This window comes from Acinetobacter sp. YK3 (assembly GCF_001729365.1).
Taxonomy (GTDB): domain Bacteria; phylum Pseudomonadota; class Gammaproteobacteria; order Pseudomonadales; family Moraxellaceae; genus Acinetobacter; species Acinetobacter vivianii.
Window position 1 is genome coordinate 14,873 of the sequence record NZ_LZPJ01000055.1, and the last position, 22,846, is coordinate 37,718.

A 22,846-nucleotide genomic window follows, 5' to 3' on the forward strand; every position below is an offset into this window, starting at 1 on the left:
GTTACTGCAACACACTAAAACCATATTTTTTAAATACTGCCTTTGCCTGCCCACTTTGCAAAAACTTATAGAATTTGACTGAATCCGCATTTTTCTTGATCAGACCCACAGGATAGATAATCGGTGGATGGGTATTCTCAGGAAAAATTCCTGCAACTACGACATCTTTGCTGATCGCAGCATCTGTCGCGTAAACGATCCCAACCTGACATTCACCACGTGCGACAAAGTTCAACGCAGCACGCACATCTTCGGTTTCAACCAGTCGTGGTTCAAGTTTCCCCCACCAACCGAGAGAGGTTAAAGCCTGTTTTGTATATTTCCCTACAGGCACACTTTTGGTATCACCTGTACAAAGCTTGCCTTGAATGGCTTTGGTAGGATCAACACTTTTATCCATTTTTAATTTAATCGGGCGATCCTTGGGCGTAATCACCACTAAACGATTGCCTAATAAATTGATGCGATCTGTTGGCACAACCAACTGTTTATTCTGTAAATAATCCATCCATTGTACATCAGCCGAGATAAATACATCTGCTGGCGCGCCTGCTTCAATCTGTTTGGCTAAGGTTGAGGAACCTGCATATGAGGTTTTGACTTCAGTTTTATTCTTCTGCTCATACAGGGTCTCAAGTTCATTCACTGCATTGGTCAAACTGGCCGCTGCGTAAACAGTGAGGGTATTCCCCGCAAACGCATGCGTTTGGATGAATAAACTGGTGGCTAAAACTGCACAGTATTGATAGGTCTTTTTCATCGTTATTGACATTATTCTGTCCTCAAATTTCGATATGTTTTCAAAAATATATCGCTTAATAAAGATACACTAAAAATAACAATTCGCCAGTCTTGTTCTTCTTATTCATTCATCTGTTTGTAACGTCATCAAGCATCGAACGGTATGTGTTGTGATCAGTATTTTTAGATGCAAAAACAAAAAAACGTCTATTCAAACATCAAGTTAATGATGCTGAATAGACGTCGTCTATCTTGAGTGGATAACAGGAGTTGTTATCTTAGGAATGATGCCGAAAAAGATGCATAAGAATTATGAAACCATTGAAGCAACAGCCATGCTCAATCTGAGCTAAGCTCTAACCGCCAAACTCTGCTTCGGCAACAACTTGCAACCACATGATAAAGGATCATTCACACGTGCTGCGGCCTTGCCCATCACCTGCATATTTGGATCACCCGCCACAATCGTAGCAACCGTTTTATGCTTTGGACAGGTCGCCTTGTCACCAACACAGGCAATCGGAATACCCTCAATCAAAAAACTACTGTTCCCACTAATGACTTGTCCACCGCCCGTGGTTGGACAACCAACAACAATATAGGGTGTTGCCATAATCACATCCCTCGCATGTAGGTATTTAAACTGTTAAAGCACTTCAAATTCAATTCGACGGTTTTTACGACGTCCATCTGCTGTTGCATTATCAGCAACGGGTTGGCTAGAACCCTTACCTTCCGTACTCAAACGGTCGGCAGCGATACTTTTACTGACCAGATAACTTTGTACCGCAGCAGCACGTTGCTGACTTAGTACCGTATTTTTATTGGCATCACCAGAGCTATCGGTATGTCCAATAATTTTGACTTTCTTGCCGCCAACCTTGTTTAAAGCCACCGCCATTTCATCCAGAATCTGTTGCCCTGCCGCGGTCAGGATTGCACTGCCTGATTCAAATTCAATGATTCGATTCTTAAGTGCATCATCGATAATTTTTTGCTCTGCCTGATTCACAGAAAGCTGTGCATTAAAACGATAAGGCTGCTGCACTAAAGCCTGAAAATTATTGGTGGTCGGCTGAATATCATTAGGATCGGTCATTTTTCCCGTTAATTCAACTTGTGTTCCTCTCACACGCAATTGCCCCTGCTTGACCTTTTTCAAGTCAGGTGTAATCACACGCGTTACGGAATCACTCCATCCATTTGGCGCTGAAACTGGACGAACCTGTATTTTATCGACCACTTGATCTGCACCATAAACAGACTGCATCTTGACCAGTATTGCCTGTTTGCTGGCATCATTCGGCACCACACCTTCCACGACGATTGGAGCCGCATTGAGCACTGCACTTTGGCCGAAGACGGTTAAACCAAAGACCAAACCAGCCCATAAAGATTTCGAATTATTTCTCATATTTATTCATCTAAAAAAGTTTGTCGAAATAGCTTTAAGCCTTGGTTAAGGCTCATCTGACGCTGACAAAGTGATTGTTCGAGTGTAGCTAGGCCAGCATTTTGCTCCAGATAAGCATCGATCCATTGCGCCTGAATCAATGAAACCCAGTGTTCACTCTGCATATTCTGGGTAAAGATATCACTCAATGCCATGATATCTGCGCCCTGAAAACCAATAAATAGAATTGGTTCTTCACGATGCAAGATACCAATCAGGATTTCAGTATTGTTAATTCCTAAGAATCGTCCAATCATGCCCACCCAAAAGGCAGCAATTTCATAGCAATACATATGATTATTGATCGGCAGGATTAACACCTTGTTTAAGCGACTGGTGCCATTCTTTAAAATTGGTTGCAGTAAAAGCCCCAGCCCAATCATGCTTTGCGCAAGTTCATAGACATTGATCTTCATCAATTGCGCAAATGAGTGCATGGTGTGGTTTTCATAGAAACCATTACATTCGGTCGGCGTAAATAACTGAACTGTATTAGGCAGATTATTCAGCTTTTCCAACATGATGTTGGTATCACGGATACTGCGTAATACCCGATTACGCTGAAACAGATCAACCAATACCGACTTGTAATAATACGGCGCCAGCAAGAGATTCTGATACGGTTGTTCGACTTCCAGTAGCTGGCTTAATACCATCGGAAATGCTCGCCCTGAGCTGTCCTGACTGGCAATCAGGTTAGCGGCCAGAAACATTGGCTCAGCAGGATTGGCGATAAAGAAATCCAAGGCAGGCAAAGACTCATAACGTTGTTTGAAGTCAGGCGCGCGCATGGCATGTTCAAGTGCTTCTGTGATCCATTGATCAAGCACCTGAATCAATGCATATTGTCCTTTAGATTTTAGAAAGTCACCACGCGCGGGTGTCTTTCCGTAATACAAAGGTGTCGTCTTTACTTGTTGCATCCCAGCACCTCCTGATGTTCCGTGATTGTCCCTAACATTACGGTGTTACCCCCGGCTGAGCAGGTGCAGCTGGTTGTGGTTTAGGTGCAGCACCCGCAGGTGTTGCCTGCGCAGAAACCACACGTACCGCTTTCTCTGTCACCACTTTATCTACCAGTTGCAGGCCAGCATAACCACGGCTTGAGCCGATATTGCCTGAGCTATTACCACTAATCAGGCGGAAGTTCACTTTTAAGGTTAACGATGGTTCAGCTTTGCTGGTCCATGTCATTTCAAAGCTACCATTTTGCTCTTTACGCTGTGCCGCATCGATTAAACGGTTAATACCATATTCACCTGGCTCTTCGAAAATGGTATGGGTCTTACCTTCAAGATCCACTGCTGTAATGCGAGCACCAGGAATCGCACCCTGATTCGGCCATACGAAGTTCACCCATTGCTGAATGCCATTTTCAAACACCATACGCTGACCATCGATATCAATGGTGTACGACAAGTACTGTGGATTCGGTAATGGATAGAACTGGAAGTTCGATTGATTTGACACAGGTGCAGCGGCTGGCTGATCCAGACTACCAGTCGCCATACCATTGATTGGTGCGACATATTGCTGGAATGCCATCACAAATTGTGGGTTCAGGCTAATGCCCAAGTCTTTCCAGGTTTTAGAAGTCAACACATAGCCACGGCGAATCACAAATGGATCTAAGGCTTCTTTGACAAAGCGTGCAATGCTACCTGTTTCACCAAAGATCTGACCAATTTCATTACTGGTTGCCTGTAAAGTTACACTTGAGTTAAATGGATACTTCTGGCTCAAATTGGTTTTGAATGGTTGATACGCCTGAATGCCCCACAATTTGTTTAACTCATCTTGTGTCGGTGCAATCAAGCTGGCAAACGATTGAGTCAACGGCCCCATCAACAGCTTTTGTAATAATTGCTGATCGGTATCTTTAAGACCCACCATCATTTTCTCATCCACATATTTCTGGGTGATGTTGAAAACTGAAGTTTGGTCATTGATGGTTTGTTTCACCAAGGCCATCGCGCTTGGGCCAATCTCGCCTGCTGTTTTCAGATCATTAAACTTGCTGCGTACTTGCGCAAGATTATTCATGTATTCATCAAACAGAGATTTATCTTGTAAATCATCGCGCTTACGCACCAGTTGATAGAACATTTGGTACTCTTGAGAAATTGCACCTTGCGCTTTATTCACCGCTTGAGCAGCCGCTTTGTCATCCGAGTTATTCAATACTTTACGCTTGAACCAAGCCACAAAACCTTTTTCAGGTACAGCAAGCTCAGCCTGTACAATCGGGTTATCCCAGTTGGTCTCGATAGCAATACGTTGTAATAAGGTGCGGATTGGTGAGTTTTGTGGTTCACCCAGGATATCAATGGTCTTGACTTGCTGGCTAAACTGATCGGCTTTGGCATAATAAATACCGCTCAGGAACTTCTTCCATTCCGTCACATATTCTTGCTTATACAATGCAACCAGTTGTTTACGAATCTGCTCTGGGCTACCAGAGAAGGTTAAGTCATCAGATTGACGGCTATTCAACACCCAGTCTTTACTGTCTGTTGGTTTATTCGCAGCGTCATCAATCGCCTTTTCAACATATTCATCCCATGCTTTTTGTGTAAACACCCCTGGTAATGCATAGCTGCCCAATACAATCGAACGGTTTTGCTCACCGACGATCTGTCCAACGGTCACCGCAGGGAAACGGACTGCTGCACGCATCTTGATTTCGTTATAAACACGATCACGTGCTGGCATGCCACGAATGACTGACAAGAGTACCTGACGTGTTTGATCAACCACTTGCGCATCTGTTTCAAGCACAGGGAAACCTTCCTGATTTGCCAATGTCATGGCATAAGAAAGAATTTTTTCCGCATCCTGAATCATTTCGCCACGCGGCATCTGACCACGGTTAGCATCTAGCCAAGAACGCCAGAAACGCGATACCTGATCACTTAAATGACTGCTATCCATATATTCTGGATTGCTCATCATTAAGTAGGCTTTTAATGCATTATAGGCATCTTGCGGATTACTGTCCGAAGGCTCCAGATATTGTTGAGTCTTGGCAACCTGTTTGATTTCCACATTAACGTGGTTGGCTTTCAGGGTTGCTTCATTATTTTTTACACGTTGCAAATACTGAGCAATATTTTGTTGGGTCGGCGTCAGAACAATCTGCTTGATCCCTTTTAAGTATTCTGCTTTTAAGCTCTCACGTAACTGATTGCCTTGGTACAAACCAAAGCTGAATTTGAGTGGACGATGATCGTTGAACTCATCCAGCTGTTGCAAGCGTTCCTGCAAGATCAGTAAAGCTTCAAGCTGAGTTGAAAGCTGTTGGCCTGAGGCTTTTTCCAAATGCACCACTTTATCTAAATCGGCCTGCACATCTGCAATCAATTGCTGGTTATTGCGATATGACCACACCCACACGCCCAAGACCAGTGAAACGCCGACCAGCGCTGCAATAAACCCAATATAGCGCTGACGCTTTTTCGCAGGATTAATATGCTGTTTGACCAAGTCCTTATCTCGCAAAATAACATTCGAGAATAGACCTTGTAAGAAATAACCGTGATTTGGTGCAAGAGATGGACTCACGCCCTCCTGACCATTGGCCTGAATCTGCTGAAGCTGGAACTCTTGTGCAATATTTTCCGTCATTGGACTTTCAATAATGCCTTCCTGCAAAGCACTGGTGAAATAAAAACCACGGAACACAGGTTGGAACTGATACGGGTTATCTTCAAACAAAGTGCCGATAAAGCTTTTTAATGCAGGTTTTAAGGTTTTAAATTCCAGCGGGAATGTCATCACACTTGGAGAAATATTTTGCGAATGACGACGACTTAAATGCGTGGTGCTGACGCTTTTGAGACCATCGTAAAGAATGCTGTAATGTTTTTCGAATAATTCGACGGCATTCTGAGATGAGTTTTGCTCATACGGCAGCGTTGCGCCCCAAGCCTGATTGTATTCCTGTGATTCATAACAATCGAAGAACTCGGTAAAACCTGCAATCAAGTCCATTTTAGAGAACACTAGATAAACCGGAACAACGACTTCAAGTCGCTCGGTTAAATCCTGAATACGGGCACGTAAATTCTTGGCCAGTTTCAATGAGTTTTCAGGACTTTGGCTGATCAATTCAGCAATACTGACAATCACGATCAGACCATTCACAGGTGCCTTAGAACGGTTCTTCTTCAAGATATTTAAGAAACCCAACCATTCAGAATGATCTTCCGAGTACACCGAATAACGGCCTGCGGTATCGAGTAAGATCCCTTCTGTTGAGAAGAACCAGTCACAGTTACGTGTACCGCTTAGGCCAGCAGAAACCATCTTTTGATGAGTTTCTTCAAATGGGAACTTTAATCCAGAATTATAAATTGCCGAACTCTTACCTGCGGCCGGGTTACCAATCACCATATACCAAGGCAATTCGTATAAAGCCGCATTGCCCTTTTTATCACCCAGTTTAGATTTGCGAATCAACTGGATCGATTCTTTCATCTGCTGCTGGATTAGCTGTAGTTCGGCTTTATCTTTTTGTTGTCCGTACTCAGCCTTGCTGTCCTGCTCAATCGCATTGGCAAGTTCTTCACCTTGTTCCGCATGGCGTTTTCTCTGGATCAACCAGTAAATCCCATACACAATCAGGCCCAAAGCATAAGTCGCCGCCAGCGCCCAGAAGATATGACGCGGAATCGACGAATATGAAGAAATAAGCGCCACAAATAAGGACAAAGCAATGATTGCCTTAGGATTAGTGATGTACTGCCACAGATAACCTAAAATGGTATACATTGAGTTCTCAAATTCTTAATAAAGTTAATCAATCAGCAATTGCTACACTTTCCGGATCTGGTGAGATCTCTGGGAAAGTTTGAATAAATGCTTTTAAATTTTGTCCATAAACAAAGGCAACTTGTTGATCTGGAAGATGTGCCCCCAACATCAATCCAAAAACTTTTGCCACGTTCTGGGTATTCCCAGCAGCAGGTTTACAATATAAATAATGATGCTGCTCTACTGGGCTTTGTGCAAAAAACTGATCCAGCTTTTTGACCACCTTGATATCGGTGCCATCCTCGACCACCAGTACAAAAGGTTCTTCATCTTGGTATTGTGGTAAATCATGTATTTCTAGCTCTTTGAATATTTGGTCTAAATTATTTTGATGAGAGACCAGCTTTAACGTTTTTAAAGGCTGTTGCTGTAGCAGTTGTACATCTGGATGCGCCACACAACTACTACCGACAAATTCAGCAGGCGTATAGGCACTCAAGCCCCATACCTTTTCATCTACGATTTCCTGATCAATTTCCGAGTCTGCAGTAATGATCAATGAAATTTCATTGGGCTGCTTTTGAATCCGTTCGATTAACTCGACCACATTCTGATCCGTCGATGCTGCACTGATAAAATGATATTCAATATGGAATTTTTGTGGAATGATGCCCAGATCATAGAAAATCGTCTGGATCATTTCATTACTACTTTGGTCATTCCATGTATGAACAACATCCTCAGACAGCAAAATATGTAAATTTAGCTTATCTAAGCGATAAACCTGCTCGATCTGAATCTCTTCACTGTGCTCTTCTCCCGAAAAACTCGGGTCAATCCATGCAGGATGCATACGATATTCATGCAAATTCTGGTTTTCATAAAACAGACTAGACCGCTTTAAATGGTCTGAAATAGAAACTAGAATATCACTGTGCTGTTCAATCTGATGCTGAATCAGCGCCATGATCCGCTGTTGCCGAATAGATAAAAACTGCGATTCATCCTCTTCATCCTGACGGACTTGCTGATCCAGCTCTTCAATACGATAGGATAAAATCGGCAATCCCTGAAAGCTCAATAAATGTGGATCGAGCTGTGGACTGGCAAATTCTTTAATCCCTGTCAGGATGGCATCATTTTCACCCAATGCACTATAAGCGGCAGCGGAATACAAATTAACATTCAACCACTTACTTTCTTGCGCGACAGGTGCTTGCTCATCTTCTGCTGTATTGTTATTTTGCTCAGCGACCAAAGCTTGTTGCTTTTTCTCTTTATATTTTTGGTAGCCTTTATAAATCAACCAAGGCGAAAGCAACACAAATGTAATGACAATAGGCAGAATCAGGAAGTAATTAATCAGGTCGGCTGATTCGGGTAAATATTGCGTATCTCTCCAATAGAAGATCACAATCAGTGCAACCAGAATAAAACAGGTGATTAAAGTCGCGAGTATTTTCTTGATCATTATGCAGCTCCTAAAAGCGCATAACGCGTTTCACTGTTATGTTGTAACTGCACTGATGGCATTAAAAATGCACCCTGCCCCAAGCCCATTTCATGGGATGAATCCAGACAAATCGGACTGATTTCATTTTTATCAAGAATTAACCGCACATCAATAAAGAGCGTCGGACTGCACCAAGTCTGGATCAGATCTTTTAATTTTTTATTCAGCGGCTGATTCGGTAAAAAAGCCAAATATTGTTCGCGGTTTAATGGGCCAATTTGAATTTCAATTTTTCCGTCAATTTGCTCAACGGTATCCCCGCAGAAAGTATTAATGCCCAGTAAACTTGGATGACTACCGCCTAAAGTGGTTTTCTGTTCATCGCCCAACTGGAATTTTTCTTTGATAAATTCCTGAATCTGGACTTGGGTATCAAAGACACGTCCCAAAATGGTTTTCAAGGCATGCGCAGTATTATTCTGTCCCTGCATCAAGCCAGAAAATTCAGCAAAATATTCGTCTAGATCATGCTGTTCGTGCTGGGAACGAATATAACCATTTAAGGCATGTAAAATATCGAGATAATGATTTTTTTGTTCAATCTCATAACGAACAGGGAGATTATAGGCGATGCTGGCATCAACATATTTTGTCGTGAGTTTATGGTTAAACAAGCCTAAAAATGCTTTAATTTCCTGACGTTGCTGACGCGAACTCTGCTTTAATTTATTGGTATAAGTATAAGGCAGTGCACCCTGTGTACCGGTGAGACCGACCACCAGATTGGTCAAATGGATACGTTCATCCTGATAGCTCAGTTCTTCAATTTCGGTCGCAGGGAAACTTAAACTGAATGACGTTCCAAACTTAAAGTCATCAGACCAATCCTGCTGACGCGATGGTACAGGTAAATGACGTAATAAACGCGTCGACTGAATAAACTCAAATGAGCCTGCTTTTTTAAAAATCTGGTCGACTACAGAAGAGTCTTGCCACCAACGTTCTGCACGCATTGGTATATCTCCTGCTGATTAAGACTGTCTTTCACGACCACATCGACAAAACTGTTAATCTGAACTTTCAGATTAAAAATATGGCTAAGCAATTGACTGAAAATATATAAACTATGGCCTCTAAATACGCTCTTGTTAACAGCAAGTTCAGCTTTCACCCCGCGAATAAACATCGGGAAAGGTTTAGAGTTCACCAGTTTATTGGTGGTTGAAAAGCTCAGCTGCTTGAGCGCATCAATGAGTAAAATATTTTCTTTTGAATGCGGTAAATTATATAAGGCCAACAGCTCTTTGACATGACTCAAGGCATCCCCTTTCATCAATGCTAAAGTATTGAGTGAAAGATGGGAAATAATACGCCACTGTTCATTTTTATTTTTGTCAAAATGGAAAGGCGATGTCGGGCGCTTTAAAATCAATGCGCGTCGTGCCAGACTGCTGTCATTCAGATTCAGGATATTATTACTTTGGCTTAAAGCCTCATGCGGCAAATCACCGTTTGAGCAAAGTAAGCGGGTACTAATAAAATCTGATTTAATTTCATAAGGTTTCAAATGTTTTGAAACGATTGAATAGCCCATTTGTGTGGTTTTATTTTGTGCAGGCACGTAATTCAGCGAATAAAAGAACTGTACTTTATCGTTTTGGTAATGGCTCATCGCAAAAAATGGCAATACAGGAAGATGAGTTTGTTCCTGATTCGTTTTCTCACGCACCATATTCATTTCAATCACCGAATAGACCTGATAAAGCTCAGGATGATGCGCATCGGTGATCAATGGATATTGTAATTGGGTATGGGAAATTTTCTGCGGCTCAGCCTGTTTTTCAAACAGATTGATGGCAGGTGTGGTAAATAACTTAAAGTTGGCGATATTCAGCTCAGAGTAATTCCGTACTACCGCCTGATCATTTAAATTCAGTTTGAGATGAATCAGTATTTCAAACTGATTTTGCTGGTTAAGCAATCCTTTTAAGCGGCTTAAATCCAGATTCAGATAATTGAATTTTTCAGGGAAGCAAAAATATTCCATCAGTAAACGATAAGCATGATGGGTATGCTGATCAATCGGTAACAGGCTTTCCTGTTCGGTAAAACCCATCACTTCAAATGGATTACTGATTTCTACCACGCGCTGCCCAACACGTATGGCAAAGCCAGTATCTTTACGGAAAATACTGTCCAGAACCTGCAACGGAAAGTTTGAAATTGCATCCAGATAAATCGGCAATTTCTCATCTAATATCCACTTTTGTGCATCATTAAAAATTTCAAATTTCAGGCTCAAAGTGGCATTCTGGTTCAAATGCATGTGGGTACTTGGCGAGGTTTGAAAGTCTAACTGTGTCAATGAAATCGGCAATAAGTGAACATCATTGGTGGTATTAAACTCGCATTGAACCCCTTTAAAGCTACGCGATTTCAAAGCTGTTTTTTGCGGAATAATATGGGCAGCCGTAAGCTGTTTTAGTTTATTAATATCTTCAAAGCTAACAACCGTACACGCGGGGAAATGACGTAAATATTGAGGAAACATCACCTCAAACAAAGAATGAGTAAATACGTCGTAACTGTCTTCTAATTTTTTATCAATACGTGCAGCGATCAGGGAAAAAGCTTGAATTAACCGTTCAATATGCGGGTCATCAATCTGTTCCTGATTTAAGGAAAGTCGCTGCGCAATTTTTGGATACTTCTGCGCAAACTCTCTGGATTGTTGACCGAATTCTTGTAGTTGTTTTTCATAATACGGTAAAAGTTGCTCTATCACAGTTCGCTCACACTAAGTTCTGGCAGAAATAACATATTGTTGTGTTGTGGGTTTGAGTAAAGCGTCAAAGAACACCGGCTCATATAAAGGATGTATGTTTAAGTAAGCTTGAATGCTTAAACAAAGTGAACCCATATTGTGACCATCTAATAACATTTCTACTTTTATCTGTCTCAATCTTGGCTCATGTGCTGCAATTGACTGCTCAATTGACTGGCAAATTTTATCCCGATCTAGGGGATTGGCTGTTGATAGGCCAACGAAGTCGATAATTCCAAACTGCAAGATAGATTTCTTGGCGAGTGGATATTCATCCATATCACGATCAAATTGTGCAATCCGACTATTGAGCAAGTCTTCCAGATCACGAGCGACAGACTCTCGTAATTGCTGAATCGACATTCCTCTTAAATAATCTTCCTGCTCAGGCACCAGACGATCAAACAAAGTTGACCGGAAACCGTAAGGATATAAATGATCTAAATTCATTTTAAGAACAATATTTTGGAAAAATAGAGGCTAATAGGCAACTATTAACCTCTACTAGAACATCACGATTTCTATTACGCAGCGTATGACGCTGTGTTGTTAGAAAGTGACCATTTCTTAGTAACAGCACCTTTCGCAGTACCGTTAATGTCTTGTTGGTTATATGTCCACTCAACAGCAGCATATTTCAAACCAAATGTTTCAGTAGGAACGCCTTCCTCATTCACAGTTGGAGTTACACTTGAAACAAGAACGTGTTTCAATTTGATTTGTAAGTACTTGATACGCTTGTCACCATTTGCACGGTAGTAATCGATTTGTACTTCATCAAATGTATAACCAGCTGAACAAGCTTCCCAAAGTTTTGGACTAGTTGCATCCAAATCTTTAACGAAGATCATGTCTGAGTGTTCAACACGTTCAGCAGTATGACCACCAACGCTACTTGAAGTTGCAGATTTTGGTTGACGAATGTTATGAGACCAAGAGTTAACTTCAAGCCAACCTTTGTGTTCAGAATCGCGAGATTCTCCGTCTACCTTGTACTTGCCACGAAACTCAACATATATATCTTTCATTTAAAAATTACCTCTATTTTATTTAAAGTTATTATCTAGCTGATCTCATTGTTAATTTGAGGACTGAGGTAGTTCAGTCACGAGTCGTAAAGAAACAGACAACTCATCCAGCTGGAAATGTGGTCTTAAGAAAACCACAGACTTGTAGTGACCCGGTTGAGCTGGATCTTCTACAACTTTTACAGATGCCTCACGAAGCGGATATTGTGCTTTTGCTTCTTGAGATGCACCATCATCTAGCAAGACATATTGAGATAACCATTCATTTAAGAAGGCTTCAACATTGCCCGCAGATGCAAAACTTCCGACTTTGTCACGCATCATTGCTTTTAAGTAATGTGCAATACGTGAAACTGCCATGATGTACTGGATCTGGCTCGAAAGTGCAGAGTTGGCATTGGCCGTATCGCTGTCATATTTCTTCGGTTTCTGCGTCGATTGCGCACCAAAGAAAGCAGCGTAGTCTGTATTTTTGCAGTGAACGAGAGGAATGAAACCAAGATCACTCAGTTCTTTCTCACGACGGTCTGTAATTGCAATTTCAGTTGGACATTTAAATACCACTTCGCCATCTGAGGTCTTGAAGGTATGTACTGGCAAGCCTTCAACTAGACCACCACCCTCTACACCACGAATCGCAGCACACCAGCCATGCATATCAAATGCATTGGTTAAACGGGTACCAAAGGCATATGCCGCATTCATCCATAAATAATCATCATGGTTTTCACCAGAGACATCTTCGATGAAGTTGAAACCTTCAGTCGCAGTCCCTTCTTTTGGATGGTATGGCAGACGACCCAAGACATGTGGCATAGTCAATGCAACGTAACGTGAATCTTCACTATCACGGAAAGAACGCCATTGAACGTATTCCGCTGTTTCAAAGATTTTTGAAACATCACGTGGACGATCAATATCAGTAAATGATTCAAGGCCTAAAATGCTTGGGCTTGCAGCTGAAACAAATGGCGCATGCGCTGCTGCAGCAACATGAGAAATTTGTTCCAGTAAATACATATCTGATGGCGTACGATCAAACTCGAAATCACCAATCAGGGCTGCATACGGTGCACCACCGAATGAGCCATATTCTTCTTCATAAATCTTTTTGAACAGTGTGCTTTGATCAAAATCAGTAGCACCCTGAAAGTCTTTCACCAACTCTTTTTTCGTCGTATTTAACATACGAATCTTGATCATTGAGTTAGAAGGTGTTTCTTGGCAGAAATAGTAAAGACCACGCCATGTCGATTCAATTTTCTGGAATTGCTCATGGTGCATAATCTGGCTAAGCTGATTCGAAATTAATGCATCAATTTCAGCAATACGCTTATCGATCGATAGCGTCATGTTCTCAGAAACCGTAATGGTTCCCGCCATCACTTCTTTCGCGAGCTCGCCAATCAGACTTTTTGCACGAACATGCTCATCATCATTACGTGCAATACGGCTTTGCTCAACGATTGAGTCAAGTAGATTCGCTGATTCAGCTTCTACATTATTTGCCGCAGCGGCAGCTTGTAAATTACTCATTGTCAGCCTCCGCACTCAATTGACGGATTTGATCAGTATTTTTCAATACTTCATCTAGCAAGTCTTCTAAACGTTCACTGTTTGAAATCTTGTTACGCAAATCAGTTAAACGCTCACGCGCAGCAACCAGTTTACGTAATGGATCAACCTGTTGTACAACTTGCTCTGGGCGGAAGTCTTCCATTGAATTAAACGTCAAATCAACAGACATACGACCACCCTCTTCAGTCAAGGTATTCTCAACTTGAAAAGCTGCGCGTGGCGCCAGTGATTCCATAACTTCATCAATGTTATCGAGGTCGACATTGATAAATTTCTTATCTTTTAATTTGGTTTTCTCTAACTCAGATGCTGCTGAGAAGTCACCCATAACGCCGACAACAAAAGGGAGTTCTTTTGACTCTTTGCCATCACCAACTTCAACATCATATGTCAGCTGAACACGAGGAGGACGTATGCGTTGCAGTTTCTTCTGTACGCTTTCTCTCTTTGCCATAACTTTTTACCCTTGCTTATTATTTCAACGAATCAAAAGGATTCGAACCTGTCTTTTGAACAGTATTTGGTTGTTTAGTAACTGCTGGTGTCGCAGGCGCCTGTCGTTTAGGCGCAGCTGTACGAGTTACATTATTACGTGCTGGTTGGGTTGTAGGTGCTTTTCTGTTTGTTGTACGTCGAGTATTTGTATTCGACGACGTATTTCGAACCTCTTTTTTCAAAGATTCGTCAGTAATTGCTTTACTGGTTGAGGTATCAGGTGCTGGTACCGCCGCACGGATATTGTCACTCAACTGTTTTGCAGGTGGGTAAGTCAATTCATTACTTAAGTAACGCATTTCACTTGAGCGCATATGCTGAAGGGCTTCATTGGCAAGTTCAACACTCGCTAGAAAAGCAACATCGGTTAACGCCGCGCCACGTACATTTTGCTCTTGTAATTGTGTTGCCAGTTTCAAGGCATTCATTGGCTGCTTGATTTCATACATGCGCATTGCTGCTTGAGCTAACAGGTCATTGACGCGTGAAGCATTATCTTTATCACAAACTTGTTGATAAATTCCCAATAGCGTTTGATCCGTTTGGTTCGCCACCAACGGATTCTGTTTAATACATTTGCTTTTTAATTTAATTGGTTTCGCCGCCTGCTCTTCAGCATAAACTGAATTGCCGATTAAACCAGTCGCTATACAAAGAATTGATATTACAATACCTTTTTTCAAAATATGCCTCGTCATTATTTAACTTATAATTGAAGAGCTGACAATTATTGTTAAAAAACCCTCTTACTCGTCAATTTTTGTACATTTACATCATTTCCGCGAATTTAACAAAAAAAACACACATAAAGTCAATACCAGTTACGTTTATTAACATTATTAAAGTTTCATGACAGACATTCTTGTAAAAAAAAACTTAAATAGCGTGCATTTTTTGTTTAAAAGTGACATTTTTTGTTGTAGAATAATCTGTATACTCGTGTAGAGTTTAGCTAAGTTTTTGATTTTATTCAAAAAATATTTTTAAGAGAAAACAACCATATCAAGTTAATACGTACCGAATAGAACTTGGTATTTAAAAATTACTGTGAGTATTAAATGAGTAACTTAAAGGTTTTAATTACAAAACTATCACCTCCTACTCGTACTGCATTAGAAAAGTCAGCAAATTACTGTATTAACCAATTAAACTATGAGATTGAGATTGAACACTTACTGGTTGAGTTATTAAATCAAACTCCTGCCAATGATTTACACATTTTATTAAAAAAAAATAATATCTCTGCTGAAGCCTTAATTAATGATTTAAAAGAAACCATCGGTTCTTTACCAAAAGGCAATACCCGCACCCCTATTTTTGCTAAATCAATTGTAAGATTATTTGAACAAGCATGGTTGTTAGCATCGGCTGAACAAACACCTGTGATTCGTAGCAGTCATTTATTGATCGCCCTACTCACTGCGCCAGATTTACAACAGATCGCTTTCCGAGCGTCTAGTCTATTTGAGCTTTTCCCAATTGATACCATGAAACATAAGTTTCTGGATATTTGCGGAAAAAGCACGGAACAGCCTGCAACCGAACCCTCTGCTGCATCTGACCTATCGTCAGATGACACTCAAGCCACCGCTACAACGACGGTAAAAACACCTGCGCTGGATCAATATACGATTAATCTGACAGAGAAAGCAAAACAAGGCGGAATTGATCCTGTTATTGGTCGAGAGTTTGAAATTCGTTTAATGCTCGATATCCTGATGCGTCGTCGCCAGAACAACCCGATTCTGACGGGCGAACCTGGTGTAGGTAAAACAGCGGTTGTAGAAGGTCTTGCATTAAAGATTGCACAAGGTCTGGTGCCAGAAGCACTTAAAAACGTTCACTTGCATGCTTTAGACATGGGCTTATTACAGGCAGGTGCCAGTGTTAAAGGTGAATTCGAGAATCGTTTGAAACAAGTGATTCAGGAAGTTCAATCTTCAACTCATCCGATTATTCTATTTATTGATGAAGCTCATACGCTGATCGGTGCTGGTGGTCAGGCAGGTCAAAATGATGCTGCCAACTTGCTTAAACCAGCTTTGGCGCGTGGTGAACTCAGAACAATTGCTGCAACCACTTGGGCTGAATACAAGCAATACTTTGAAAAAGATGCGGCTTTAAGTCGTCGTTTTCAGGTGGTTAAGATTGAAGAACCAACTGAAGAAGTCGCCATTGATATGTTACGTGCCATGATTCCTGTCATGCAGAATCATTTCAATCTGCATATTGAAGATCAGGCCATTATTACAGCCGTTCAAGCGTCACATCGTTATATCAGTGGTCGCCAGCTTCCAGACAAAGCAGTCAGTGTGCTTGATACTGCGGCTGCTCGTGTTGCCTTGACGCAAAATGCCCAACCTGTCGTTTTAGATCAGTTAAAGGCGCAACAGCACAACCTGAAATTAGAACAGCAAATTTTGACCAATGAGCATCAGCACTTCCCGATTCATCACGAACGTTTGGAAGATCTCAATCAGCAATTGGCCTCTTTAGATAAAGAAATTAAGGATATTGAGCTTAAGTGGCAGCAAGAACTGGCATTGGTCAAACAGATTCAGCAGCTCAGCACGCAAGATAATAATGATGAAAATAATGCACAAATTGCAGCATTAAGAGCTGAACTCATTCAGTTACAAGGTCAGGCACCACTGGTGTTTGAGCGTGTCAACGCACGTATCATCAATGAGATTATTTCAGACTGGACCGGTATTCCAGTTGGCAATATGATAAATGATGAAATTAAACAGATTCTAACCCTTGAAGATAAGCTAGGCGAGCGCGTCATGGGTCAGGATTATGCATTAAATCAATTGGTAAAAGGCATCAAGACCTCTAAGGCCAAGCTGGAAGATCCAAATAAACCGCAAGGTGTATTTATGCTGATCGGCCCAAGTGGTGTGGGTAAAACTGAAACCGCCCTTGCCTTGGCTAATGAGTTATATGGCGGTGAACAGCATCTCATCACCATCAATATGTCTGAATATCAGGAAGCACATACCGTTTCATCATTAAAAGGCGCGCCTCCAGGTTATGTCGGTTATGGTCAAGGCGGTGTTTTAACTGAGGCGGTACGTCGTAATCCTTATAGTGTTGTGCTTCTGGACGAAATTGAAAAAGCGCATAGCGATGTTCAGGAACTGTTTTATCAGGTATTCGACAAAGGGACTTTAGAAGATGGTGAAGGTCGAGTAATTGATTTCAAAAATACCACCATCATCCTGACCTCGAATACGGGCTCAAGCGCCATCATGCAAGCTTGCCTAAATCAGCCTGTAGAAGAATGGCCAAATGCGGATGACTTGGTCGAGCATTTAAAGCCAAGCTTATATAAACAGTTTAAGCCAGCATTTATTGGCCGTATGCGAATCGTGCCTTACTTCCCTTTACATGATGATTTGCTGGTTCGTATCATCAAACATAAGCTTGGCAAGATTGTTGCGCGTATTGAAAAACAATATGCAACTCAGGTTCAATATTCAGAAGATTTAATTGAACTGATTTTAAGTCGTTGTACTGAAGTCGATAGTGGTGCGCGAAATGTGGACAACATTTTAAATTCGACCGTTTTACCAGCGCTGGCAACAGAAATTCTGGTGGCGCTGGCTGATCATAAACTGCCGAAACTGATCAATATTGATACCAAAGATGATGAAATCATCTATCAACTTGATCCAGTTGCCAAAACCACGAAAAAGCGTACCAGCAAAAAAGCGAAAGCTGAAATTTAAGATTGAGCCAACACTGTGATACATATGGATATTAACCCATTACTGACACCGATTAATGAGCAATCACCTTGCGGTGAAGATTACTCTTTTTCAAATGAGTTCCATGCCATTAAAAAGGCCCGAACTCAAGATGATCTTTTGCTTGATCAAGGCGATTGGGTCACGGAACCGAAACAGGCAGATTGGGATTTTGTTGCAGCAACATCGATTGATTTACTGCAAACCAAAAGCAAAGATATCCGTATTCTCACTTGGCTTTCTGAAGCCTGGGCAAATCTATATGGTTTCGAAGGTATCGCGAAGAGCCTTGAGCTCAGTCACCGTTTACTTGAGCAGTATTGGCTGACACTTCATCCAGAAGTAGAAGATAATGATCTGGATCAACGTATTGGGCTGTTACAGGGTTTAATTAACCAGTTACCATTGCTGATTAAAAAAGTTCCTTTGATCAATCACGCACCTTTTTATCACCTACTCGACTATGATAATTTTCTTTACCATGAAAATATCCGTCGTAAACAAAGTGATGACTATGAAAGTGCGAGCAGTACAAGCGAGCTAGAACAGTTTGAGCAAGCTTTACTCAGTACCGATAAAGCTTTCCAGCGCCAAAACTATCAACATTTTACCGAAATTTTTCAACAGTGGTCGACACTGAAAAATGTGCTGGATGGTTTACTTGGCTTAGATTCACCAAGCTTTGCTGCAATTGACTCTAGTCTCGATAATATTCATATTAGTCTTAAGAAAATTTATAAAACAGAACAGTTTGAGCAAGTGACTCAAACCGTGGCGACTGACAGTGAACCCGCTATGACCACGACAACACAAAACGTGACGACTCAACCGACTGCGGTTCAGGCGCAACCAACCTTCCAGCCCCAAGTTCAATCGCATGTTGAAAATCGTGAGCAAGCGATGCGCGTTTTACAGGAAATCGCGACCTATTTCCAAAAGAATGAACCGCATAGTCCTGTGAGCTATATGTTGCAAAAAACCATTAAGTGGAGCCAAATGCCGCTGCATGAATGGTTAACCCAAGTGATTAAAGACGAGCATCCATTACAAATGCTGCAAGATACGCTCGGCGTGCAACCAAAGAATGAATACGAATAATTGTTGGTAAATCGATATGTTTAAAGCAGAGAAAATTCTTTGGGGTGAGGGCCTGTTTTTACGTCCTCAGCATTTCCAGATTCAGGATACGTACCACGAGCAACGCTTGAATCATACGGTTCGGGCGTTAATTCCGCATGCTTATGGCGTACAAAAGCTCAAATTTGATGAAGTACAGCTTTCAACCCATATTCTGGCTTTAGAAGAAGCTGAGATCATCTGGCAAGATGGTGAGATCTACCATGCACCAGCACAAGATTTATTACCAGAACCACTATTGCTGGATGATTTAAATCTGCAAGGTGAAATGATTGTTTACCTTGCCCTGCCAATTTTGCAGGCAAATAAGAAAAATATTGCCGATGAGACACGCTCCCTGTCGAGTCGTTATCATAACTATCTGTCAGAAACACACGACCTGTTTACAGATGCCAGCCCTGCTGAGCTAAGTTTGTTGCGTCGTCGTGCAGAATTTAAATTGCTTGATCCGCATGTTCAACCGACCCAGAATCTTGATGGCTTCTTGTATTTAGCTGTAGGAAGATTAAAACGCCAAAGTTCAGGTACATTTGAGCTGGATAGCAAATTCATTCCACCAATTTTACATGTGGCTGCGTCAGAGTCTTTAATCAACAACTTAAAACGCACGTTGAATGTAATTAAGGCCAAGATTAAAACCATTCAAAGCAATAACCGTGAAAACGAGCAAAAACTGATTGAGTTCCGTTCAGGAGATATCGTTTCATTCTGGTTAATCAATGCCTTGAATACGGCCTATGCGGGATTGAATCATTTACTGCATTATCCGCAAATTCATCCAGAACGTTTATTCTCTGAGTTATTGCGTCTGACTGGTTCCCTGCTGACCTTCTCAACCGCTTATGATGTCGATCATTTACCGCATTATAAGCACCATCAGTTACAGGACAGTTTCCAGCAACTCGATGTCATTCTGAGAGATTTGCTGGATACCATTATTTCGAGCCGCTATTTCAGCATTGCCTTGAAAGAAACACGCCCATCTTACTGGGTCGGCAGCCTTGAGTCTGACAAGATTACCCGTGATACACGTCTTTATATCGCAGTCTCGAGCAGCATGATGCAAACGCATGAACTCATCCAGATTGTGCCGTTACGCTTTAAAGTCGGTAGCACCATTGATGTAGAGCAACGCGTGATTGCAGCATTGCCTGCGGTTCCACTGCATCATTTGATGCAAGTCCCAACAGCAATTCCAGTGCGTTCAGGTGTGAGTTATTTCGAAATTGAACCGCATCACGAACTCTATCAACGTATGCTTGAGTCAGAATCCATCTGTGTCTATGTGCCAGCAGGTTTCCAAGATATTAGTATTGAACTCATTGCTGTAATGAATAGTTAAGAGAATAACAATGACTCAACATCCAGCTGGTATTCCTTCTTTATTTGATGATGGAAAAATTGGTTCAGGCTTACCTAGCTCTGACCAACCACAAAATAAAGCACAAGCAACGAATCTGATTGATCTGTTACATGATGGATTTTATTTAGTTTTCTTGCTGCGTAATCGCTATATCCCCTCAAATCCAAGTGATTTTCGTGAAAAAATTCTGGATTTACTCAACCGTTTTGAGCAACAGGCGAAGCGACTGCAATTTTCAGCAGATGATATTCATGATGCGAAATATGCGTTTTGTGCATTGATTGATGAAACCATTGCAACGCAACAAGATGCTGCCTACTTTAACTTGCAAAATAGCTGGCTCATCAGCCCGTTACAGTTAAGTTTATTTGGCTCTCAACTTGCTGGTTATCGCTTTTTTGAGATTCTAGAGCAATTGCGTAGTCGCGGCAAAGATCGTCTGGCATCGCTTGAAGTATTTCATTACTGTTTATTGCTTGGTTTTCAAGGTAAATATCGTCTTGAGTCCGTTGAAAGCCTCAATCATCTGGTTGCACGTGTGGGTGATGAAATTGATTATCTCAAAGGCAAAAAAGCAGCATTCTCTCCGTTCGCCGCGATTCCAGATCAGATCAAACATATTATTCATCATGAATTGCCATTTTTCTGGATCCTGATTTTCTTATTGTTATTCGCAGCGCTGACCTTCGCAGGTTTAAAGTTTATGCTGAACAAACAAAATCATAATGCTTTAACACCCTATCAAAATGTGATTTCAGCGCCAGCAGAAGAAGCACATATTACTATCCATTTGCCTTAGTTGATTGAAGTATGAGTCAGGAAAGAACTACCTCTTTACGCATCTTACAGACAAATAAGAAAAAAACATTATCTCCTGTGATCTATTTACTGATTGGATTTATTTCAGGGATTATTTTGACCACATTATTTTTCTTTATGTTGTCCACAGGAACAGGATCATCTAGTGAATATGTCGAACCGACTCAGGTTGTAGAAGAAAATACCACGGTACTTCCGGGTGCCAAACAAACGACACAGACAACAGAAGTGGCGGCTCCTGTTCAATATGAATCAACTGAGTCAGAAGAAGACAGTAACTTTACTCAACCGGGTAGTAATGACCTGAATAAGTTCTTCCAACGCACTCCGCCACCTGCTGCTGCGCCTGCTCAAACGGCACAACATGCATCGCCATTTGCCAATGAACCCAATGCCAAAGCAGCTCAGCCTGTAGCTCCAGCAAAAGCAGTTCATCCAAAAAGCGAAGCTGTGCCAGCAAAAGTGGTAAAACCCGTAGCTCAGCCTGCTAAAGTGGTCGCTCCCAAAGAGCCAGAAGCGGAAGCACCTGATGCAACCGTACAGATTAAAGTTACCCAGAAGCCTTTTGCTGTAAATGAACTCAAGTAACACATGATCTGGTTTATTTTTCTCTGCTTTGTCGGGGTTGCAATTGGGCTTACTTTATTGATGTCCTATGAGCTGCGTTACAAATGTACGCAGCTTTTACAATCCTTACTTCCAAGCGGGAAAAAGAAAATCGCCAATGCCATGCAATTTGCAGAGCATATGCATCAGGCAGCGTCACCAGAAAAATTACAATCACATTGGCATTTGCAACAATGGTGGATCCTAATCGCAGGTTTCTTTTTATTTGCCAGTATTCTGATCTTTGCGTTTACGCGCCCTATCAGTTCAACACGGATTGAAGCTGAATACTTAAAAGAAACTGATCCACAGGTCTATGCCTTACTCAATGGAGAAATGCTTAGCCCTCCACCAGATGTCGATGAAACACTTATTCAAGATGCGATTGTGGAAGCAACGCGCTTAGAAGAGGCTTATCAGGCTCAACATACGACCGATCCAAGCGTTGATGCTTCACAAATTGAAGTGCCGTTGACCCATTCTCATGGCAGTCTGGATTCATCAATGGTGGATCGTAAATGGGATAAAATTAACCCACGTTACAAACAGCGTCTGCTCATGGTCTTTAAAATCATGAAAGAACAGCATGGCTATGAACTGGTACTACTTGAAGGTTATCGTAGTCCAAATCGCCAAAACATGCTGGCGGGCAACCCGAATACCACGCGCGCCAAAGGCTATCAAAGTTATCACCAATTTGGTCTAGCAGCCGATGTCGCCTTTAAACGCAATGGGAAAGTCGTGATTAGTGAACGAGATCCGTGGGCAATGCGCGGTTATGAACTGTACGGCCAAGTCGCCGAATCGGTTGGCTTGACTTGGGGTGGTCGCTGGAAGTCAATTAAAGA

19 protein-coding genes are annotated in these 22,846 nt (G+C 41.7%); 6 read left to right on the forward strand and 13 right to left on the reverse strand.

Annotated features, from left to right (window positions below):
• Position 1: 1 nt before the first annotated feature.
• The 13 genes from modA to A9Z07_RS05130 all read right to left on the reverse strand — a co-directional run bounded on the left by modA (position 2) and on the right by A9Z07_RS05130 (position 15,007).
• Positions 2-772 carry a molybdate ABC transporter substrate-binding protein gene (gene modA, locus A9Z07_RS05070; RefSeq protein ID WP_047432207.1) on the reverse strand — a complete coding sequence of 257 codons (771 nt, stop codon included), beginning with the start codon at positions 770-772 and terminating at the stop codon, positions 2-4.
• A 318-nt stretch (positions 773-1,090) separates the two neighbouring features.
• Complete coding sequence (locus tag A9Z07_RS05075) at positions 1,091-1,354, reverse strand: PAAR domain-containing protein (RefSeq protein ID WP_069577465.1); 264 nt, start codon at positions 1,352-1,354, stop codon at positions 1,091-1,093.
• 33 nt (positions 1,355-1,387) lie between these two features.
• Positions 1,388-2,155, reverse strand: a complete 768-nt coding sequence (locus tag A9Z07_RS05080) for an OmpA family protein (RefSeq protein ID WP_069577467.1) — start codon at positions 2,153-2,155, stop codon at positions 1,388-1,390.
• A 2-nt stretch (positions 2,156-2,157) separates the two neighbouring features.
• Positions 2,158-3,117 carry a type VI secretion system-associated protein TagF gene (tagF, locus tag A9Z07_RS05085; RefSeq protein ID WP_005256630.1) on the reverse strand — a complete coding sequence of 320 codons (960 nt, stop codon included), beginning with the start codon at positions 3,115-3,117 and terminating at the stop codon, positions 2,158-2,160.
• Positions 3,118-3,154: 37 nt separating this feature from the next.
• On the reverse strand, positions 3,155-6,964 hold the full coding sequence (tssM, locus tag A9Z07_RS05090; RefSeq protein WP_069577469.1) for a type VI secretion system membrane subunit TssM: 3,810 nt from the start codon (positions 6,962-6,964) through the stop codon (positions 3,155-3,157).
• Between the two features lie 28 nt (positions 6,965-6,992).
• Complete coding sequence (locus A9Z07_RS05095; RefSeq protein ID WP_069577471.1) at positions 6,993-8,417, reverse strand: hypothetical protein; 1,425 nt, start codon at positions 8,415-8,417, stop codon at positions 6,993-6,995.
• Positions 8,417-9,412, reverse strand: coding sequence for a type VI secretion system baseplate subunit TssG (gene tssG, locus A9Z07_RS05100; protein ID WP_005256624.1), 996 nt, complete (start codon positions 9,410-9,412; stop codon positions 8,417-8,419). Before tssG ends, A9Z07_RS05095 begins: the two co-directional genes overlap by 1 nt.
• The gene (gene tssF / locus A9Z07_RS05105) at positions 9,376-11,184 is read right to left on the reverse strand and encodes a type VI secretion system baseplate subunit TssF (protein WP_069577474.1); all 1,809 of its coding nucleotides are present in this window, start codon (positions 11,182-11,184) and stop codon (positions 9,376-9,378) included. Before tssF ends, tssG begins: the two co-directional genes overlap by 37 nt.
• Positions 11,185-11,196: 12 nt before the next feature.
• Positions 11,197-11,673 (reverse strand): type VI secretion system baseplate subunit TssE, encoded by a 477-nt coding sequence (gene tssE, locus A9Z07_RS05110; protein ID WP_004771197.1) that lies wholly within the window; start codon positions 11,671-11,673, stop codon positions 11,197-11,199.
• A 74-nt stretch (positions 11,674-11,747) separates the two neighbouring features.
• Positions 11,748-12,251 (reverse strand): Hcp family type VI secretion system effector, encoded by a 504-nt coding sequence (locus A9Z07_RS05115; protein ID WP_004654761.1) that lies wholly within the window; start codon positions 12,249-12,251, stop codon positions 11,748-11,750.
• A 51-nt stretch (positions 12,252-12,302) separates the two neighbouring features.
• The gene (gene tssC / locus A9Z07_RS05120; RefSeq protein WP_004771196.1) at positions 12,303-13,787 is read right to left on the reverse strand and encodes a type VI secretion system contractile sheath large subunit; all 1,485 of its coding nucleotides are present in this window, start codon (positions 13,785-13,787) and stop codon (positions 12,303-12,305) included.
• Positions 13,780-14,283: a type VI secretion system contractile sheath small subunit gene (gene tssB, locus A9Z07_RS05125; RefSeq protein WP_004771195.1), complete on the reverse strand. Its 504-nt coding sequence runs from the start codon at positions 14,281-14,283 to the stop codon at positions 13,780-13,782. Before tssB ends, tssC begins: the two co-directional genes overlap by 8 nt.
• Before the next feature lie 19 nt (positions 14,284-14,302).
• Entirely contained in the window at positions 14,303-15,007 is a 705-nt protein-coding gene (locus A9Z07_RS05130; protein ID WP_005256612.1) for a hypothetical protein, read from the reverse strand.
• A gap of 375 nt (positions 15,008-15,382) precedes the next feature.
• On the opposite strand from A9Z07_RS05130, the gene tssH reads away from it, so the two are divergent.
• From tssH to A9Z07_RS05160, 6 genes are all read left to right on the forward strand, one after another.
• The gene (tssH, locus tag A9Z07_RS05135; RefSeq protein WP_069577477.1) at positions 15,383-18,055 is read left to right on the forward strand and encodes a type VI secretion system ATPase TssH; all 2,673 of its coding nucleotides are present in this window, start codon (positions 15,383-15,385) and stop codon (positions 18,053-18,055) included.
• A gap of 24 nt (positions 18,056-18,079) precedes the next feature.
• Positions 18,080-19,171, forward strand: a complete 1,092-nt coding sequence (gene tssA, locus A9Z07_RS05140; protein ID WP_227516930.1) for a type VI secretion system protein TssA — start codon at positions 18,080-18,082, stop codon at positions 19,169-19,171.
• 16 nt (positions 19,172-19,187) lie between these two features.
• A complete protein-coding gene (tssK, locus tag A9Z07_RS05145; RefSeq protein WP_062846759.1) occupies positions 19,188-20,552 on the forward strand; it encodes a type VI secretion system baseplate subunit TssK in 1,365 nt (454 codons plus the stop codon).
• Positions 20,553-20,562: 10 nt separating this feature from the next.
• Positions 20,563-21,372, forward strand: coding sequence for a type IVB secretion system protein IcmH/DotU (icmH, locus tag A9Z07_RS05150; protein ID WP_004771190.1), 810 nt, complete (start codon positions 20,563-20,565; stop codon positions 21,370-21,372).
• 11 nt (positions 21,373-21,383) lie between these two features.
• The gene (locus A9Z07_RS05155) at positions 21,384-21,980 is read left to right on the forward strand and encodes a hypothetical protein (RefSeq protein ID WP_069577480.1); all 597 of its coding nucleotides are present in this window, start codon (positions 21,384-21,386) and stop codon (positions 21,978-21,980) included.
• Between the two features lie 3 nt (positions 21,981-21,983).
• Positions 21,984-22,846: M15 family metallopeptidase (locus A9Z07_RS05160; RefSeq protein ID WP_069577482.1), on the forward strand; the 863-nt coding region annotated here is incomplete at its 3' end.

Bases quoted from the DNA above. Each gene is read 5' to 3' on its own strand.
- modA (WP_047432207.1), bottom strand. From the start codon at position 772: ATGTCAATAACGATGAAAAAGACCTATCAATACTGTGCAGTTTTAGCC.
- A9Z07_RS05075 (WP_069577465.1), bottom strand. From the start codon at position 1,354: ATGGCAACACCCTATATTGTTGTTGGTTGTCCAACCACGGGCGGTGGA.
- A9Z07_RS05080 (WP_069577467.1), bottom strand. From the start codon at position 2,155: ATGAGAAATAATTCGAAATCTTTATGGGCTGGTTTGGTCTTTGGTTTA.
- tagF (WP_005256630.1), bottom strand. From the start codon at position 3,117: ATGCAACAAGTAAAGACGACACCTTTGTATTACGGAAAGACACCCGCG.
- tssM (WP_069577469.1), bottom strand. From the start codon at position 6,964: ATGTATACCATTTTAGGTTATCTGTGGCAGTACATCACTAATCCTAAG.
- A9Z07_RS05095 (WP_069577471.1), bottom strand. From the start codon at position 8,417: ATGATCAAGAAAATACTCGCGACTTTAATCACCTGTTTTATTCTGGTT.
- tssG (WP_005256624.1), bottom strand. From the start codon at position 9,412: ATGCGTGCAGAACGTTGGTGGCAAGACTCTTCTGTAGTCGACCAGATT.
- tssE (WP_004771197.1), bottom strand. From the start codon at position 11,673: ATGAATTTAGATCATTTATATCCTTACGGTTTCCGGTCAACTTTGTTT.
- A9Z07_RS05115 (WP_004654761.1), bottom strand. From the start codon at position 12,251: ATGAAAGATATATATGTTGAGTTTCGTGGCAAGTACAAGGTAGACGGA.
- tssC (WP_004771196.1), bottom strand. From the start codon at position 13,787: ATGAGTAATTTACAAGCTGCCGCTGCGGCAAATAATGTAGAAGCTGAA.
- tssB (WP_004771195.1), bottom strand. From the start codon at position 14,283: ATGGCAAAGAGAGAAAGCGTACAGAAGAAACTGCAACGCATACGTCCT.
- tssH (WP_069577477.1), top strand. From the start codon at position 15,383: ATGAGTAACTTAAAGGTTTTAATTACAAAACTATCACCTCCTACTCGT.
- tssA (WP_227516930.1), top strand. From the start codon at position 18,080: ATGGATATTAACCCATTACTGACACCGATTAATGAGCAATCACCTTGC.
- tssK (WP_062846759.1), top strand. From the start codon at position 19,188: ATGTTTAAAGCAGAGAAAATTCTTTGGGGTGAGGGCCTGTTTTTACGT.
- icmH (WP_004771190.1), top strand. From the start codon at position 20,563: ATGACTCAACATCCAGCTGGTATTCCTTCTTTATTTGATGATGGAAAA.
- A9Z07_RS05155 (WP_069577480.1), top strand. From the start codon at position 21,384: ATGAGTCAGGAAAGAACTACCTCTTTACGCATCTTACAGACAAATAAG.